This window comes from Paraburkholderia sp., assembly GCF_024281035.1.
Classification (GTDB): Bacteria; Pseudomonadota; Gammaproteobacteria; order Burkholderiales; family Burkholderiaceae; genus Paraburkholderia.
Genome location: NZ_JAMXLH010000050.1, coordinates 104,775 through 121,386 on the forward strand (window position 1 = coordinate 104,775; position 16,612 = coordinate 121,386).

Annotated in this window: 15 protein-coding genes; 9 read left to right on the plus strand and 6 right to left on the minus strand. The window is 65.6% G+C overall.

Features of this window, described 5'->3' with window-relative positions:
* Positions 1–66: 66 nt before the first annotated feature.
* Together Q0L30_RS16730 and Q0L30_RS16735 are read right to left on the minus strand one after the other, a co-directional pair.
* The gene (locus Q0L30_RS16730) at positions 67–1,659 is read right to left on the minus strand and encodes a sensor histidine kinase (protein WP_296658567.1); all 1,593 of its coding nucleotides are present in this window, start codon (positions 1,657–1,659) and stop codon (positions 67–69) included.
* Between the two features lie 12 nt (positions 1,660–1,671).
* Positions 1,672–2,454, minus strand: a complete 783-nt coding sequence (locus Q0L30_RS16735; RefSeq protein WP_296658569.1) for a response regulator transcription factor — start codon at positions 2,452–2,454, stop codon at positions 1,672–1,674.
* Positions 2,455–2,675: 221 nt separating this feature from the next.
* Between Q0L30_RS16735 and recA the strand changes: the two genes are divergently transcribed.
* From recA to Q0L30_RS16775, 8 genes are all read left to right on the plus strand, one after another.
* Positions 2,676–3,755, plus strand: a complete 1,080-nt coding sequence (gene recA, locus Q0L30_RS16740; RefSeq protein ID WP_296658572.1) for a recombinase RecA — start codon at positions 2,676–2,678, stop codon at positions 3,753–3,755.
* A 7-nt stretch (positions 3,756–3,762) separates the two neighbouring features.
* Positions 3,763–4,440: a recombination regulator RecX gene (gene recX, locus Q0L30_RS16745; RefSeq protein WP_296658576.1), complete on the plus strand. Its 678-nt coding sequence runs from the start codon at positions 3,763–3,765 to the stop codon at positions 4,438–4,440.
* 108 nt (positions 4,441–4,548) lie between these two features.
* Positions 4,549–5,202 (plus strand): DUF2889 domain-containing protein, encoded by a 654-nt coding sequence (locus Q0L30_RS16750; RefSeq protein WP_296658985.1) that lies wholly within the window; start codon positions 4,549–4,551, stop codon positions 5,200–5,202.
* Between the two features lie 82 nt (positions 5,203–5,284).
* Positions 5,285–6,451 carry an ADP-forming succinate--CoA ligase subunit beta gene (gene sucC / locus Q0L30_RS16755; RefSeq protein WP_296658579.1) on the plus strand — a complete coding sequence of 389 codons (1,167 nt, stop codon included), beginning with the start codon at positions 5,285–5,287 and terminating at the stop codon, positions 6,449–6,451.
* 89 nt (positions 6,452–6,540) lie between these two features.
* A complete protein-coding gene (sucD, locus tag Q0L30_RS16760; RefSeq protein WP_296658580.1) occupies positions 6,541–7,422 on the plus strand; it encodes a succinate--CoA ligase subunit alpha in 882 nt (293 codons plus the stop codon).
* A 227-nt stretch (positions 7,423–7,649) separates the two neighbouring features.
* Positions 7,650–8,390 carry a TerC family protein gene (locus tag Q0L30_RS16765; RefSeq protein ID WP_296658584.1) on the plus strand — a complete coding sequence of 247 codons (741 nt, stop codon included), beginning with the start codon at positions 7,650–7,652 and terminating at the stop codon, positions 8,388–8,390.
* 219 nt (positions 8,391–8,609) lie between these two features.
* Entirely contained in the window at positions 8,610–9,158 is a 549-nt protein-coding gene (locus tag Q0L30_RS16770; protein WP_296658989.1) for a pilin, read from the plus strand.
* Positions 9,159–9,445: 287 nt separating this feature from the next.
* Positions 9,446–11,239: an O-antigen ligase family protein gene (locus Q0L30_RS16775; RefSeq protein ID WP_296658586.1), complete on the plus strand. Its 1,794-nt coding sequence runs from the start codon at positions 9,446–9,448 to the stop codon at positions 11,237–11,239.
* Between the two features lie 78 nt (positions 11,240–11,317).
* On the opposite strand, the gene corA is transcribed toward Q0L30_RS16775, so the two are convergent.
* Entirely contained in the window at positions 11,318–12,295 is a 978-nt protein-coding gene (corA, locus tag Q0L30_RS16780; RefSeq protein ID WP_296658588.1) for a magnesium/cobalt transporter CorA, read from the minus strand.
* 157 nt (positions 12,296–12,452) lie between these two features.
* On the minus strand, positions 12,453–12,929 hold the full coding sequence (moaC, locus tag Q0L30_RS16785) for a cyclic pyranopterin monophosphate synthase MoaC (protein ID WP_296658590.1): 477 nt from the start codon (positions 12,927–12,929) through the stop codon (positions 12,453–12,455).
* 161 nt (positions 12,930–13,090) lie between these two features.
* Between moaC and Q0L30_RS16790 the strand changes: the two genes are divergently transcribed.
* Positions 13,091–14,902, plus strand: a complete 1,812-nt coding sequence (locus tag Q0L30_RS16790) for a M48 family metalloprotease (protein WP_296658593.1) — start codon at positions 13,091–13,093, stop codon at positions 14,900–14,902.
* Positions 14,903–14,911: 9 nt separating this feature from the next.
* Here the strand turns inward: Q0L30_RS16790 and Q0L30_RS16795 are convergent, their stop codons facing one another.
* A complete protein-coding gene (locus tag Q0L30_RS16795) occupies positions 14,912–15,532 on the minus strand; it encodes a DUF2946 family protein (RefSeq protein WP_296658596.1) in 621 nt (206 codons plus the stop codon).
* Entirely contained in the window at positions 15,525–16,592 is a 1,068-nt protein-coding gene (locus Q0L30_RS16800) for an alpha/beta fold hydrolase (RefSeq protein ID WP_296658598.1), read from the minus strand. The genes Q0L30_RS16795 and Q0L30_RS16800 overlap by 8 nt, the downstream gene beginning before the upstream one ends.
* Positions 16,593–16,612: the final 20 nt, after the last annotated feature.

Sequence of the window (16,612 nt, forward strand, 5' to 3'; positions counted from 1 at the left end):
GTTTTATGCTCACGAGTTTCCGCAGTCGGCCTAAGGGTAAGTCCCATTTCTGACTGTGCAAACGCGTCAGCCTCGGACAATGTTTCCCGACGCACCAGGCGCCGCCGCGCGCAGCCGCAGCGTCACGCGTACGAGCGTTCCCGCGAGCCGCGGCGACTGTTGATAGACGTTGTCCTCGATGGCGAGCGTGCCGCCGTGCATCGTCGCGATCTCGCGGACGATCGCGAGGCCGAGGCCGCTGCCGTCGCCTTCGCGTCCGAGGATGCGGTAGAAGCGCTCGATCACGCGGCCGCGCTCGGCGGCCGGGATGCCCAGCCCGGTATCCTCGACTTCCAGGTGCACGACGCCCGCCGTCGGCTGCGGGCGCACGCGCACGGTGATCCGCCCGCCCGCGGGCGTGTAGCGGATCGCGTTGTCGATCAGGTTCGAGAGCATCTCGCGCAGCATCACCGGATTGCCGTCGACTTCGACCGGCGCGGCGTGTTCGCCGTCGTCGTGCGCGAGCGGCCCTTCATAGCCGAGGTCCATCTGTTTCGCGAGCGCGGGCTGAACCCAGTCGCGCACGGCGAGGCGCGCAACGTCGGCGACATCCACCGGTGTGAAGACCTGTCCCGACATGCGGTTTTCGGCGCGCGCGAGCGCGAGCAGTTGCGTGACGAGCCGCGCCGCATGTTCGGAGCTCGTCGCGATCTGTTCGAGCGAACGATGCACTTCGGGCGACGCATCCTGGCGCAGCGCGAGTTCGGCCTGGGTCCGCAGCCCCGCGAGCGGCGTTTTCATCTGATGCGCCGCGTCGGCGATAAAGCGCTTTTGCAGTTCGATGTTTTGTTCGAGGCGCGTCAGCAGATCGTTGAACGACGTGACGAGCGGCTCGATTTCAGGCGGCGCGCGCCGTGCTTCGAGCGGCGAGAGATCATCGGGGCGGCGCATGCGCAGGTTCGATTGCAGCGCGTGCAGCGGTGCAAGCCCGCGCGAAAGCCCGAACCACACCAGCAGGATCGCGAGCGGCAGGATCACGAACTGCGGCAGGATCACACCCTTGATGATGTCGTTGGCGAGCTGGCGGCGCTTGTCGAGCGTCTCGGCGACCTGGACGAGTGCGGGTTGCGCGCCGGGCATCTGCGGCAGCTCGACGGTCGTATAGGCGACGCGGATGTCGATGCCGTGAAGCGTGTCGTCGCGAAACTGCACGAGGCCCGGCGGCGGACGATCGTCCTCGCGCGGCAGCGGCATGTCGCGGTCGCCGCCGACCAGTTCGCCGCGGCTGCCGAGCACCTGGAAGAACACATTGTCGACGTTGTCGGCGCGCAGGAAGTCGCGTGCGGAGGCGGGCAGCGAGAGTTCCGCGACGCCGTTGACCGGATGGATCTGACGCGCGAGCACATAGGCGTCGGTTTCGAGCGCGCGGTCGAACGGACCGTTCGCGATCGACTTCGCAACGAGGTAGGTCACCGCGATGCTCATCGGCCAGAGCAGCAGGAGCGGCGCGAGCATCCAGTCGAGAATCTCGCCGAACAGCGAGCGCGGGCGCGCCTCTGCGACGGCTTCGGTTTCGTCCGGCGGGGCGAACGGATTCGCGTAGCGGGCGTCGCGCGCTTCGTCGTCGAGCGCATCGGTCGCGGGGACGGACGGCGGCGAGGCGCGGGCGGGCTCGGCCATCTTCAAGCCTGGCTATTTGTAATAGTGGCTGGCCGGCATCGCGGGCGGCGTGCTGGCGGCGGTTGCCTGGGCCGGGTGTGCACCTGGTTGCTCAGCCGGTTGCGCCGCTCCGTTCGTGCCCGCCGACGGTTCTTTTTCGAGGCAATAGCCGAGCCCGCGCACGGTCACGATCCGCACGCCGCCGCCCGCTTCGAGCTTCTTGCGCAGCCGGTGGACGTAGACCTCGATCGCGTTGTTGCTGACTTCCTCGCCCCATTCGCACAGGTGATCGACGAGCTGCTCCTTCGATACGAGGCGCCCGAGGCGCTGCATCAGCACTTCGAGCAGTCCCAGTTCGCGCGCCGAGAGATCGAGCACGTGGTCGTTGATGCGCGCGACGCGCCCGACCTGGTCGAACGACAGCGCGCCGTGGCGCACCATGGTCGGCCCGCCGCCCGCGCCGCGCCGCGTGAGCGCGCGCACGCGCGCTTCAAGCTCGTTGAGCGCGAAGGGCTTGGCCATGTAGTCGTCGGCGCCGAGGTCGAGGCCTTTCACGCGTTCGTCGACGCTGTCGGCGGCGGTGAGGATCAGCACAGGCAGCGTGGAATTGCGTCCGCGCAGGCGGCGCAGCACTTCGAGGCCCGGCATTTTCGGCAGGCCCAGATCGAGGATCAGCAGGTCGAAGTTTTGCATCGACAGCGCGGTATCGGCGTCGACGCCATTCTTGACGTAATCGACGGCATAGCCCGATTGGCGGAGTGATCTGACGAGTCCGTCCGCGAGTATGCTGTCGTCTTCGGCAATGAGAATTCGCATGGTGCGTGCGCGTCGTCTCCAGGCCCGCACCGGGCTTGCGTGGCGCGCGGCGGTCTCCCGAAATTTCGCGGTTTTGGTGAGCGTGGGGCTTGCTAAAATCACTGTTTTTTTATACAGTATCTGCGTTCGCGCGCATCAGCTCTGATATTAACCTCGGGTATTAACCCAAGCGAGCCGGCGCGCCGTCACGAGATGCCGTTCATCATAGCAAAGGACGATTCATGGAAGATAGCAAGAAAGGCTCGGCTGGGCTGACTGCTGAAAAGAGCAAGGCGCTTGCCGCCGCGCTCGCGCAGATCGAAAAGCAGTTCGGCAAGGGTTCGATCATGCGGCTCGGCGACGGCGAAGCGGTTGAAAACATCCAGGTGGTCTCCACCGGCTCGCTCGGCCTTGACATCGCGCTTGGCGTGGGCGGCCTGCCGCGCGGCCGCGTGGTCGAGATCTACGGTCCGGAATCGTCGGGCAAGACCACGCTCACGCTCCAGGTAATCGCCGAAATGCAGAAGATCGGCGGCACGGCGGCCTTCATCGACGCGGAACACGCGCTCGACGTTCAATATGCATCGAAGCTCGGCGTGAACGTGCCCGAACTGCTCATCTCGCAGCCGGACACGGGCGAACAGGCGCTCGAAATCGCCGACGCGCTGGTTCGCTCGGGCTCGATCGACATGATCGTGATCGACTCGGTCGCGGCGCTCGTGCCGAAGGCCGAAATCGAAGGCGAAATGGGCGATTCGCTGCCGGGTCTGCAGGCGCGTCTGATGTCGCAGGCGCTGCGCAAGCTCACCGGCACGATCAAGCGCACCAACTGCCTCGTCATCTTCATCAACCAGATCCGCATGAAGATCGGCGTGATGTTCGGCAACCCCGAAACCACCACGGGCGGCAACGCGCTCAAGTTCTACTCGTCGGTGCGTCTGGACATTCGCCGTATCGGCTCGATCAAGAAGAACGACGAAGTGATCGGCAGCGAAACGCGCGTGAAGGTCGTGAAGAACAAGGTCGCGCCGCCGTTCCGCGAAGCGGTGTTCGACATTCTGTATGGCGAGGGCATTTCGCGTCAGGGCGAAATCATCGACCTCGGCGTGCAGGCCAAGATCGTCGACAAGGCGGGTGCGTGGTACAGCTATAGCGGCGAGCGCATTGGCCAGGGCAAGGACAACGCGCGTGAATTCCTGCGCGAGAACCCGGAAATCGCGCGCGACATCGAGAACCGCATCCGCGAATCGCTCGGCGTGAGCGCGATGCCGGCGAACGCCAGCAATGCCGGCGAAGTCGAAATCGCGGACGAAGAGGAGTAATTCACCCGTGATTCGCAAGGGCAGGTCCGCATCGGCGCCGGAGGCGCAACATGATACGGGCCGCCCGAGCGACGGCCCGGAAAGCCGCGACGCCCGCGAGGGCGAGCGCGGCTTTGGTCATTCTGGGCGCGATATTGCCGACGCGGGCGCCGACCGCTTTCAGCGCACCTCCGATGCCCGCGCGGCACGCACCGCTTCCTCGCGTACTGCTGCCACGGCAGAATCGCGGCGCCCCGTCCGTTCGCTCAAGAGCCGTGCGCTCACCTACCTCTCACGTCGCGAATACAGCCGCGCGGAGCTTTCGCGCAAGCTGATGCCGTTTGTCGACGACGTCGACGCACTCGAAGTCCTGCTCGACTCACTCGTCCGCGAAGGCTGGCTTTCCGACGCGCGCTTTGCTGAGAGCGTGATTCATCGCCGCGCCGCGCGGCTCGGCACGACGCGCATCGTCAGCGAACTCAGGCGCCACGCGGTGGACGACACCCTGATCGAGGAAGTGAACGCTCAGTTGCGCGAGACCGAACTCACCCGCGCACGCGCTGTCTGGGAGAAGAAATACGGCCAGTTGCCCGCGACACCGGCCGAACGTGCGCGTCAGGCGCGATTTCTCGCTGCGCGCGGATTTTCGATGAGCATCATCGGCAAGATTCTCAAAGGCATCGACGAAGCCTGGCCGGAAAACTGAGGCCGTACGGTATTTGTAAAGGCCTGATCTACCAGGGTGTTCCTGTCAGTCAGGAATACCCGGTATGTTAAAATTCAGCGGTTTTCCAATCCGGTCTCAAGCTTTCGCATGCCGCTTTCCCCGCCCGTGCCCCGCCAGTTGCGACATCAGCGTGCAATCCGGGCGGTCGCCTATGAGCGCGAAGACGGCCTGTGGGATATCGACGCCTGCCTGACCGACCACAAACCACGCGATGTGCCGCTCGCCACAGGCGTTCGGCCCAATGGTCTGCCGATTCATGAACTCTGGCTGCGTATCACGATCGATCGCAGGTTCAACGTCGTCGACGCCGAAGCGTCGTCCGACTGGGTGCCCTACGGTCGTCTGTGCCAGAATTCCAATCCCGCCTATCGTGCCCTCATCGGGCTCAATCTGCTCCAGAACTTCCGCCGCGAAGCGGGCCGCCGTCTTGGCGGCACGGCTGGCTGCACGCATCTCACCGAGATGCTCGGCGTGCTGCCGACCGCCGCGGTGCAGGCGTTCGCCGGAGAGGTTTGGGATGCCCGGAGCGGCGCGCCGGGTGAAGCGTCAGGACCGGAAAGCGGCAAGGTTGCCGGCGCCGGCGAAAAGCCGCCTTTCCAGCTCGGCCGCTGCCATGCGCTGCGGTTCGACGGCGAGGCGGTCAAACAATTTTATCCGCGCTGGTATGGCCATGCGCCGCACTCCGAGGGGCGCGGCGCGGAGACAGCCGGCGTGCGCGAGGACGTCGACCCGGGCGCGTGAGCGCAAGGTCGATGACGTCACGCACGAATAACAACAGCGGAAACGAAGTCCAATCCAACTCTCAGACTGAAGGGAATCACGCATGAAGATTCACGAGTACCAGGGTAAGGAAATCCTGCGGAAATTCGGGGTCGCGGTACCGCGCGGCAAGCCGGTGTTTTCGGTGGATGACGCGGTCAAGGCCGCCGAAGAGCTGGGCGGCCCGGTGTGGGTCGTCAAGGCGCAGATCCACGCAGGCGGCCGCGGCAAGGGCGGCGGCGTGAAGGTTGCGAAGTCGCTGGAGCAAGTCCGCGAATATTCGAACCAGATCCTCGGCATGCAGCTCGTCACGCACCAGACCGGTCCGGAAGGCCAGAAGGTCAACCGTCTGCTGATCGAAGAAGGCGCTGACATCAAGAAGGAACTGTATGTCGGCCTCGTGATCGACCGCGTCTCGCAGAAGGTCGTCGTGATGGGTTCGAGCGAAGGCGGCATGGACATCGAAGAGGTGGCCGCCAAGACGCCGGAAGCGATCCACAAGATCGCCGTGGATCCGTCGAAGGGTCTGCAGGACGCGGAAGCCGACGACCTCGCGAAGAAGATCGGCGTGCCCGACGCTTCGGTTGCGCAAGCCCGCGCGATCCTGCAGGGTCTCTACAAGGCGTTCTGGGAAACCGACGCATCGCTCGCCGAAATCAACCCGCTGATCCTGACCGGCGACGGCAAGGTCATCGCACTCGACGCGAAGTTCAACTTCGACTCGAACGCGCTGTTCCGCCACCCGGAAATCGTCGCGTACCGCGACCTGGACGAAGAAGATCCGGCTGAAATCGAAGCGTCGAAGTTCGACCTCGCGTACATCTCGCTCGACGGCGACATCGGCTGTCTCGTGAACGGCGCAGGCCTCGCGATGGCGACGATGGACACCATCAAGCTGTTCGGCGGCGAACCGGCGAACTTCCTCGACGTCGGCGGCGGCGCGACGACCGAAAAGGTCACCGAAGCGTTCAAGCTGATGCTGAAGAACCCGGGCCTGAAGGCGATCCTCGTGAACATCTTCGGCGGCATCATGCGTTGCGACGTGATCGCCGAAGGCGTGATCGCCGCTTCGAAGGCGGTGGACCTGAAGGTGCCGCTCGTCGTGCGCATGAAGGGCACGAACGAGGACCTCGGCAAGAAGATGCTGGCCGATTCGGGCCTGCCGATCATCTCGGCGGACAGCATGGAAGAAGCCGCGCAGAAGGTTGTCGCGGCTGCCGAAGGCAAGTAATTTTCACCGCATACCGAATGGCGTGGCGACGGCGCGAAGGCCGCAGCCGACGTGACGCAACGCAACGCCAGGCGAACAGAGGTCAATACATGTCGATTCTGATCAACAAAGACACCAAGGTCATCACGCAGGGCATCACCGGCAAGACCGGTCAGTTCCACACGCGTGCCTGCCGTGAGTACGCCAACGGCCGCGAAGCATACGTCGCGGGCGTGAACCCGAAGAAGGCCGGCGAGGACTTCGAGGGCATTCCCATCTACGCGAACGTGCGCGAAGCGAAGGAAGCGACCGGCGCGAACGTATCGGTCATCTACGTGCCGCCCGCAGGCGCTGCTGCCGCGATCTGGGAAGCCGTCGAGGCCGACCTCGATCTCGCAATCTGCATCACGGAAGGCATTCCGGTTCGCGACATGATCGAAGTGAAGGACCGCATGCGCCGCGAAGGCCGCAAGACGCTGCTCCTCGGCCCGAACTGCCCCGGCACGATCACGCCGGACGAGCTGAAGATCGGCATCATGCCGGGTCACATCCACAAGAAGGGCCGCATCGGCGTCGTGTCGCGTTCGGGCACGCTGACGTATGAAGCCGTGGCGCAGCTGACCGCGCTCGGCCTCGGCCAGTCGTCGGCAGTCGGTATCGGCGGCGATCCGATCAACGGTCTGAAGCACATCGACGTCATGCAGATGTTCAACGACGATCCGGATACGGACGCCGTGATCATGATCGGCGAGATCGGCGGTCCGGACGAAGCGAATGCCGCTTACTGGATCAAGGACAACATGAAGAAGCCGGTCGTCGGCTTCATCGCGGGCGTCACGGCGCCTCCGGGCAAGCGCATGGGCCACGCCGGCGCGCTGATCTCGGGCGGTGCGGACACGGCCGACGCGAAGCTGGAAATCATGGACGGCTGCGGCATCAAGGTGACGCGCAACCCGTCGGAGATGGGCCGTCTGCTGAAGGCAGTGCTGTAATTTCGCCGATCGCCGGCCCTGCTCGCGCGGGTAGCCGGTGTTTTTGGTATGCTTGCGGAATCCTTTCATAAGGGTTCCCGACAAAAAGCGAGGGAGCCAGTGATGGCAACCTCGCTTTTTTATTGGCCGTCGGGTTCATGTCCGGTTCATGCCCGCCGGGGTTGCTTCTGGCGTTGTTTCTCACTGCGCTTTTGCGCTGTCCGCTCACCGTTCTTGCCACCGCATTCATGACTGAGTTTCTCGCGTCGCTCAACTGGGGCGCTGTCGTTCAGATCATCGTCATCGATATCCTGCTCGGCGGCGACAACGCCGTCGTCATCGCACTCGCGTGCCGCGATCTGCCCGCCCAACAACGTCTGCGCGGCATCCTGTGGGGCACGGTGGGCGCGATTGCGCTGCGTGTCGTGCTGATCTCGTTCGCCGTCCTGCTGCTCAACGTGCCGTTGCTGAAGTTCGCCGCCGGAATGCTGCTCCTGTGGATCGGCGTGCGGCTGCTCGCCCCGGCTCATCTCGAACACGCCGATGTGAAGCCCGCCGAAAAGCTGCTCGGCGCGATCAAGACGATCATCGTCGCCGACGCGGTGATGAGCCTCGACAACGTCGTGGCGATTGCGGGCGCCGCCGAGGCCGCCGATCCGGCGCACCGCACCGGTCTGGTCATCTTCGGGTTGATGGTGAGCATTCCGCTGATCGTGTGGGGCAGCCAGCTCGTGCTGCGGCTGCTCGATCGTTTCCCGGTCATCGTCACGCTGGGCGCTGGGCTGCTCGGCTGGATCGCGGGCGGCCTGATCGTCAACGATCCGGCGGGCGACCGCTGGCCGCTGCTCGATACGCCGGTCGCCGAGTACGGCATGGCCGCGGCGGGCGCCGTGTTCGTCATGGGGCTCGGTCACCTGCTCAAGCGCCGCCAGGCGCGGCGCGCGGTGGCGCGTGCGGCGCAGGTGGAGCAGGGGGCACACAAGCCGTAAGCCGGTTCCTACGCCATTCGGCTGGCTGTTCCGCAGCGGGACCGGCCGATACGATCGAGACGCCTGTTCACCTTTCGTGGACAGGCGTTTCTTGTTTCTGGAGCCCGGATGATGACCGTCACTGTTTTTCCCGCGCGAGCGCCCGCTGTCGTGTCGCGCCGGCGTTTGCTGCACGCGTGCTCGCGCGCTCAGGCCGTCGCGTCGGCCAGGTTCGCGCCGATTGCACCGATCGTACGGAACGTGGGTCGCCTTGCGCTCGGTGGTTTCACGCTGATCGAACTGATGATCGTGCTTGCTATCGTCGGCGTGATCGCCGCCTACGCCATTCCCGCGTATCAGGACTATCTGGCGCGCAGCCGCGTCGGCGAGGGCTTGTCGCTCGCGTCGTCGGCACGGCTTGCGGTCGCGGAAAACGCCGCAAGCGGCAACGCGTTTTCTGCCGGGTTCTCGTCACCGCCCGCTACGCGCAACGTCGAATCGGTGCGGGTCGACGACACGAATGGCCAGATCGCCGTCACCTTCACCGTTCGGGTTGCGCCTGCGGGAAGCAATACGCTCGTGCTGGTTCCCTCGGTGCCGGACAACGCCGAGGCGCCTACGGCCCGCGTCGCGCTCGCACGGGGCAGCTCGCAGGGCGGCACCGTCACGTGGGAGTGTTTCGCGGGAAGCAAGACGGCGTCGTCGCTGGGCGCGCCAGGCGCTGGGCCGGCGCCAGCTGATGCGGCGACGCTGCCGTCGAATCTCGCGCCGCCCGACTGCAGGGCTTGATGAGGTCTGACGCGGATTCGAGGGGGCCGGGCGCAAGCCGATGTCATGGCGCGCGCCGCGTGGGGTTAGGGGCTAACGCAACCAATCGTGCGCGGTCAGTCGCGGCAACTGGCGGTATTGCGCGGCATCTTGAAGAGCGGTGCGATGCGGTGCGATGCGGCGCAGGCACCAGGCCCGCGCCCGTGAACCGCAAAAAGCGTGCGCGCTCGCTCGCAACAAGGCGAGAGCCCGCACAGAGCGGGAAAAGTTTTGTATAGTGCGCCGGTTGCTGACGCCCCCGCCGACTTATGCCTTCCAATTTCACGCGTTTTCTTACGTTTTTCTTGCTGGCTGTTGCGTTGACCCTACCGTATGCCGTCGTCAACCACACCTATCCGATGCCGACGTTCTACGCGGAGTTCACGTCGCTGGCGCTCTGGTTGTTCGTCGGCGCTGCCGTGTTGCTGCTCGTGCGCTCGGCGCGGCCTGCGATCGGTTTCGCGATGCCGTCGGTTGCGCTCGTGCCTCTCGCGTTCGGCCTGTTCCTGATCGTTCAGATCGTCGCGCTGCCCGTGACGCAGCCGTTGATGAACTGGCTTGGCGCCGGTTATCTGCTTGCCGCGTTCATGGCAACGCTAGCGGGTTACGGCATCGCGCGCGCGCGGCAGACGCAGACCGCTCTGGTGTGGGCCGCCTTCGCGCTGCTGCTCGGCGGACTTTTCGCAGTGTTCAGCCAGGTCGTCCAACTGTTCCACCTCGAAGCGAAGTTTGCGCCGCTCGTCGTCGCGTACAACATCACGACCGATCGCCGGCCGTTCGGCAATATGGCGCAGGCCAACCACCTCGCCACCTACATCGCATTCGCGATGGCCGCGTGTCTCTTCCTCGTGCAGACGCGCCGCCTGCACGTCTTGTTGTGGGCGGTGCTTTCCGCGATCTTTGCGTGCGGCCTGGCGCTCACCGTGTCGCGCGGCCCGTGGCTGCAGATGGCGGTGATCATTGCCGGGGGATTCTGGATCGCGTTCGCGGGCATGCGCCGTGACGTGACGGAGCCCGGCAGGCCCGGCACGCTGCGCAACTGGCTGCTGCCCGTCGTGCTGCTGCTGATCTTCATCGGCGTGAACACGTACGTGCGCTGGGCCAACGTGCGTTACAACCTCCAGCTCGACGTGTCCGCGGCGGACCGTTTCAAGGACGCCGGACAGATCGCGCCGCGTCTCGCACTGTGGCGCTACGGTTTGACGATGTTCAAGGCGCATCCGTTGCTGGGCGTCGGCTGGGGCGAGTTCCCGCTCCACCAGTTCGAACTGGTGCGCCAACTGGGCGGCGTCGAGATCGCCAACAACGCGCACGACATCTTTATCGATCTGCTCGCCAAGACCGGTCTGATCGGCCTCGCGATCGTGCTGCTCGGCCTGCTGGCCTGGTTCGTGCGCGCGCTGAGCGCGACGCACACGCCGGAGCGCGTGTTCGGCTTCATGTTGATCGGCGCGCTCGTCATGCATGCGCTCGTCGAGTATCCGCAGCAGTACATGTTCTTCCTGCTGCCCGCGATGTTCGTGTTCGGCCTGCTCGAAACGCGGCCGCTGCGCTTCGTGCCGTCGGGCGTGTCGTTCGGCGTGCTCGCGATCGTCGTGGTGGGCGGGATCGTGTCGCTCTATCCCGTGCTGCGCGACTACAACCGCTCCGAGGTGCTCTACTACGGCGAGCATCCCGCGCAGGAGTACAGCGAAGCACCGTCGTTCCTGTTCCGCGGATGGGGCGACTATGGCATGGCCACGCTGCTGCCGATTGATGCGTCGAATCTCGCGTCCAAGCTCTACGCGCATCGGCGTGCGATTTCGCTGCTGCCCGGCGAGACGGTGCTGCGCCGTTACGCGGCGCTGCAGGCGTACGGTGGCGACATGGCGGGGGCAATGGATACCGTCGCGCGGCTGAAGATCTTCGCGGTGGAGCTGCGCGACTGGCCGAAGCAACTTGCCGAACTCTACGGCTTGACCGACCGGCAACCGGCGCTCAAGGGCTTCAGGGCTGCGCTGATGAAGAAGTACGGTGCGCCTGCGCAACCGATCGAATCGGACGACGACGACTCCGGCGACTGACCGCAGTGACTGACCGCTGCGACTGATCGATACGGCGCGCGCGGCGCGAGCGAGGGGCTCAGCCGCGCGAGCGCGCGCTTATAGCCAGCCTGCGGCCCTGAATCGCCAAAACAGGATCAGGTCGATCAACAGCATCGCCGCAAGGCAGATCTGATAGCCGAACGGGAGATGCAGTTCGGGAATGTTCTGGAAATTCATCCCGTAGATACCGGCGATCATGGTCGGCACGGCGAAGAGCGCGGCGAACGCGCCGAGACGCTTGGTCACTTCGTTTTCGGCGAGCGAGATCATGCCGAGGTTCACCTGCACCGCAGTGACGGTCATTTCGCGACGGCCTTCGACCGTCCGCACAATCCGTTCGAGATGATCGTAGACGTCGCGGAAGTACGCGGCCATGCCTGAGCAAATGCGCGGGATGCGGCCGCCCGTCAGCTTGCTGAGACTTTCGAGCAACGGCGCGACGCGCTGCTGCAGGGCCACGAGTCTGCGCTTGAGCGAGTAAAGATCCTCGATGATTGCGCGCGACTGCGCGAGCGTATGTTTCTCGAAGATGCGGTCTTCGATCTCTTCGAGTTTCGTGGAGAGCGTTTCGAGAATCGGGAAATAGCGGTCGACGACCGTGTCGATCAGCGCATACAGCACGAAACCCGAGCCTTCCTTGAGCAGATTCGGTTCCCGCTCGCAGCGTGTACGCACTTCCTGGAAGCCGTGACGCGTCCGGTTGCGCACGGAGAGCACGTAATTTTCGCCCGCGAAAATATCGACTTCGCCGATCACAAATTCGTCGTTCTCGTCCATCTCGATCGTGTGCAGCACCGCGAATAGCGAGTCGCCGTACTCCTCGATTTTCGGGTGCTGGTGACCGTTCTGGACATCTTCGATCGCAAGCTCATGCAGGCCGAATTCCTCTTTCATCGCCTCGAGTTCGGCCGGTTCCGGGTCTTTGAGCGCAACCCAGACGAAGCATTCGCGTTTCGCGATGTAATCGCTGATGTCCTCGATCTTGATATCGGCGAGCTTCTTGCCATCCTGGTACGCGGCGCAGTTGATCAGCATGGTCTGTTACCTTGAAAGCGAGTGCGGACTGTCCGAAACGCGGTTAATGGCCAGTGCGCCAATAAGCTGAACACTTCAACGGGTCACTTCGGCGGATCACTTCGGCGGATCACTTCGTCCGCACGGCCGCTCCGGGCCACGCGAACGCCGGCAAGATTCACGCCGCGACCCAATCACCCGACTTGCCGCCGTGCTTTTCCATGACCTTCACATCGGTGATGGTCATGCCGCGGTCGACGGCTTTGCACATGTCGTAGACCGTCAGCAGCCCGACCTGCACGGCGGTGAGTGCTTCCATCTCGACGCCCGTGCGCCCCACGGTCTCCACCTGCGCCGTGCAATGCACGCCGGGCAGCGTTTCGTCGAGCGCGAAATCCACGGCGACGCGCGTGATCGCGAGCGGGTGGCACAGCGGAATCAGATCGGACGTGCGCTTGGCGCCCTGGATGGCGGCGATGCGTGCGACGCCAATCACGTCGCCTTTTTTCGCCTGACCGTCGCGGACCAGCGCGAACGTTGCGGGCAGCATGCGGATCGTGCCGCGTGCGACGGCGATGCGCCGGGTCTCGGATTTGCCGCCGACGTCGACCATATGGGCGTCGCCGGCCGCATCGAAATGAGTGAGTTCGGGCATGATTGGCTCTCCATCGAGGGCGCCTATCATAACAGCGCCGCGCGCTGGCGCTGTCTGCACGGTGTCGCCGTGGCGCACGCAGGCCGCGCGTACAATCGGCAGGCGACGAAGCGGCGCCAGCCGCTACCACGCAGCCCCGCCTTTCTCCGATCCTGTCATCAATGCGTCTGAAACGACTGCTTGCTGCCTGGTTGTCCGTATCGGTTGCGGTCTGCCCGCAGGCATATGCGCAGACGCACGCCTCGCTCGCGCTCGCCGTCAGCGCGGTCGCGCTCGATACGAATGCAGCCGCCGCGATCCGGGGGGCAGCCAACGTCCGCGGTCCGGGCGCGGCTCCCGCGGGCACGGATTCGCTCGCGCCGGATGCGCCCGCGCTTGTGAGCGGTCCACTCGACGAGCGCGCCGATCCGATGATTCCCGCGTCTATCGCGCAGGGTGTGTTCGGCACCTACGGCGGCGCGCAAGACCGCTTGTCCGGCCAGTCGGGCGCGCGCGGCAACGCCAGTGTGCGCGCAGGCACCTGGGTGCCGCAACTGCCCGCGCTCGGCGACGGCTCGGACGGCGCGCTCTCGCCCGAGGCCGAGCGCAAGGTCGGCGAGCGCGTGATGCGCGAGATTCGCAGCCGCCCCGATTACATCGGCGACTGGCTCGTGCGCGACTATCTCAACTCGGTTGCCGCGCGGCTCGCGGCGGCGGCGAATGCGCTCTACATCGGCGGCTATCGACCCGACTTCGATCTCTTCGCCATCCGCGACAGCCAGATCAATGCGTTCTCGCTGCCGGGCGGTTTCATCGGCGTGAACAGCGGACTGATCGTCGCCACGCAGACCGAATCGGAACTCGCCTCCGTGCTCGGCCACGAGATGGGCCACGTGCTCCAGCGGCATATCGCGCGTATGCTCTCGCAAAACGAGCGCACCGGCTACGCGGCGCTCGCCGGCGTGCTGTTCGGCATCCTCGCGGGCGTGCTCGCGCGCAGCGGCGACCTTGGCAGCGCGCTCGTACTCGGCAGCGGGGCCTATGCCGTCGACCGCCAGTTGAGCTTTTCGCGCGCCGCCGAACACGAGGCGGACCGCGTCGGTTTCCAGTTGCTCGCGGGCGCGGGCTACGACCCGTACGGCATGGTGGCGTTTTTCGAGCGGCTCGATCGCGCGTCGATGGACGACACGGGCGTGCCGGCCTACGCGCGCACGCACCCGCTCACCACGGAGCGCATTGCCGACATGGAGGATCGCGCGCGCCGTTCGGCGTATCGCCAGCCGCGCCAGGCGCCCGAGTACGGCTTCGTGCGCGCGCGCGTGCGTATCTTGCAGAGTCGCATGCGCGGCGACCGGATCGATGAGGTTGCGCGACTGCGCTCGGAAATCGAAGACCGCACGGCGTTGAACGTGGCCGCGAACTGGTACGGCATCGCGTTCGGACAGGCATTGCTTGAACAGTACGACGACGCCGCAGCGTCGCTGGCGAAATCGCGTGCGGCGTTCGGTGCGTTTGAAGCGGCAGACGGCAGCAGGACGCGCAGTTCGCCGAGTCTCGACGTGCTCGCCGCGGACATCGCCCGGCGCGCGGGGCGCAACGATGAAGCGGTGCAGCGCGCGCGGACCGCGCATGCCGCATGGCCCGCGTCGCATGCCGCAACGGAAGTCTTGCTGGATGCGCTGCTCGGCGCGCGCCGCTTCAAGGAAGCGCAGACGCTTGCGCAGGCTCAGACCGTGGCAGAGCCGAAGCAGGCTGCGTGGTGGCTCTACCTCGCACAGGCGAGCGCGGGCCTGGGCGATCTGCTGACCCAGCGGCGCGCGCTGGCGGAAAAGTTCGCGCTCGACGGCGGGTGGGCGTCGGCGATCCGGCAGTTGAAGGAGGCGCGCGACATGCGATCGGTCGGGTTCTACGATCTGTCGATCATCACGGCGCGCCTGCACGAGTTCGAGGCCCGCTACAAGCAAGAGCGCGAAGACGAGAAAGAGGGAAGCTGAGCGGGGCGCTCAGGCGGTGCCGCGCTGCCCCTGCACGTTGGCTGCTTCGTGCGCCGGGCTCGAAACGAAGCCAAAACGTGCGGGCACTTGCGCGCGCTGGATTGCCTGAAGCGGCAGCACGATATCGGCGCGCCACGCGAAGGTGCCGCTTAAACCGTCGTCGGCAAGCGACGCGTGGTCGGCGAACACATCGAGATCGTGATCGTGGAGCAGGGCCACGCACGCGCTCGCGCGATCTTCAGCGGCATCGCCTGATGAAGCGAACAGCACGCTGCCCGCTTCGTCCACGTAGACGGCTGACGGTGCGAACGGCTGGCCGGTCTGGTCGGTGAGCGTGAGCGCACCGGCCGCATCGCTTGCGAGCCGCACGATCGACGGCGTGTATTCCAGCTCGACATAGACGCGCTGCGGCCCGTTCTGGAAATACCACTGGCCGTGCTCGTCGCATGCGTAATTGCGGTTGATGAAGCCGATCAGCGTCTCGTGCCGGATCGGCGTGCCGTGCGTGCCTGCTGCCTGGTCGGCCTCGTCGCGCATGCGCCAGTGGCCGCGCGCATCGAGCATCAGCCAGCCGGTGCAGTGCGGCACGTCGGGCCAGCGCGCGAGTGCCTGTCTGACGATCTCATCCATGGGCGACAAAGCGTGAGAGATAGCCGGTCACGCGCTCCGCGAGCCAGTCGGAGCGGCCCGGGAACGGTCCCGTCATGAAGCCGACGTGGCCGCCGTGCGCGGGCTGCTCCAGTTCGACCGCCGCGCTCACTTCGCCGGGCGAGGGCAGTGCGCGGTCAGGCAGGAACGGATCGTTGCGTGCGTTGAGCACGAGCGTCGGCACGGCGATTTCGCTGAGCTTCGGGCCAACCGTGGCCCGGGTCCAGTAGTCGTCGGCGTTGCGAAAACCGTGCAGCGGCGCGGTCACCACGTTGTCGAACTCGAACAACGTGCGGCTCGCGAGCACGGCGTTGGCGTCGAAAAGGCCTGGATATTGTTCGAGCTTCTGGAGCGCCTTCGCCTTCAGCGTTTTGAGGAAGCTGCGCGTGTAGATCAGGCCGAAGCCGTGCGAGAGCATTTCGCCGCCCGCATGGACGTCGAGCGGCGCCGAGACCGCAGCGACTGCCTTGACGACGATCGACGCATCCTCGCGTTGCTGCGCGAGCCAGTGCAGCAGCACGTTCGCGCCGAGCGAGACGCCTGCGGCCACGAGCGGCCCGCGATGAAGCGCGGCGAAGCGATGCAGCATCCAGTCGACCTCGTTGGCGTCGGCCAGATGATAGAACCGCGGCAGCAAATTCAGCGGGCCGCTGCAACTGCGAAAGTGCGGGATCACGGCATGCCAGCCGCGCGCGGCTGCGGCGGCGGCCATCGTGCGCGCATAGTGCGAGCCGGAATTGCCTTCGAGCCCGTGCAGGAGCACGAAAAGCGGTGCGTTGGGCGCGGGAAGCGGCTGCCCGGCGGCGGGCACAACCCAGTCGAGTTCGATGAAGTCGCCATCGGGCGTGTCCCAGCGCTCGCGGCGGTAGACGGGCGTGGGCAGATTCGACATGAGCGCGGGCACGATGGTCTGCGCGTGCGCGCCCGGCAGCCAGAGCGGCGCGCGATAAGCGCCGGCCAGCGCTGCCGCATGCGGATGCGCATGCGCAGCATTCGCTGTCGGCGTTCCGGTGCGGTGGGACTTGTCTCCGGTCGTGCTCATGACTGCTATACCGAAGGCGT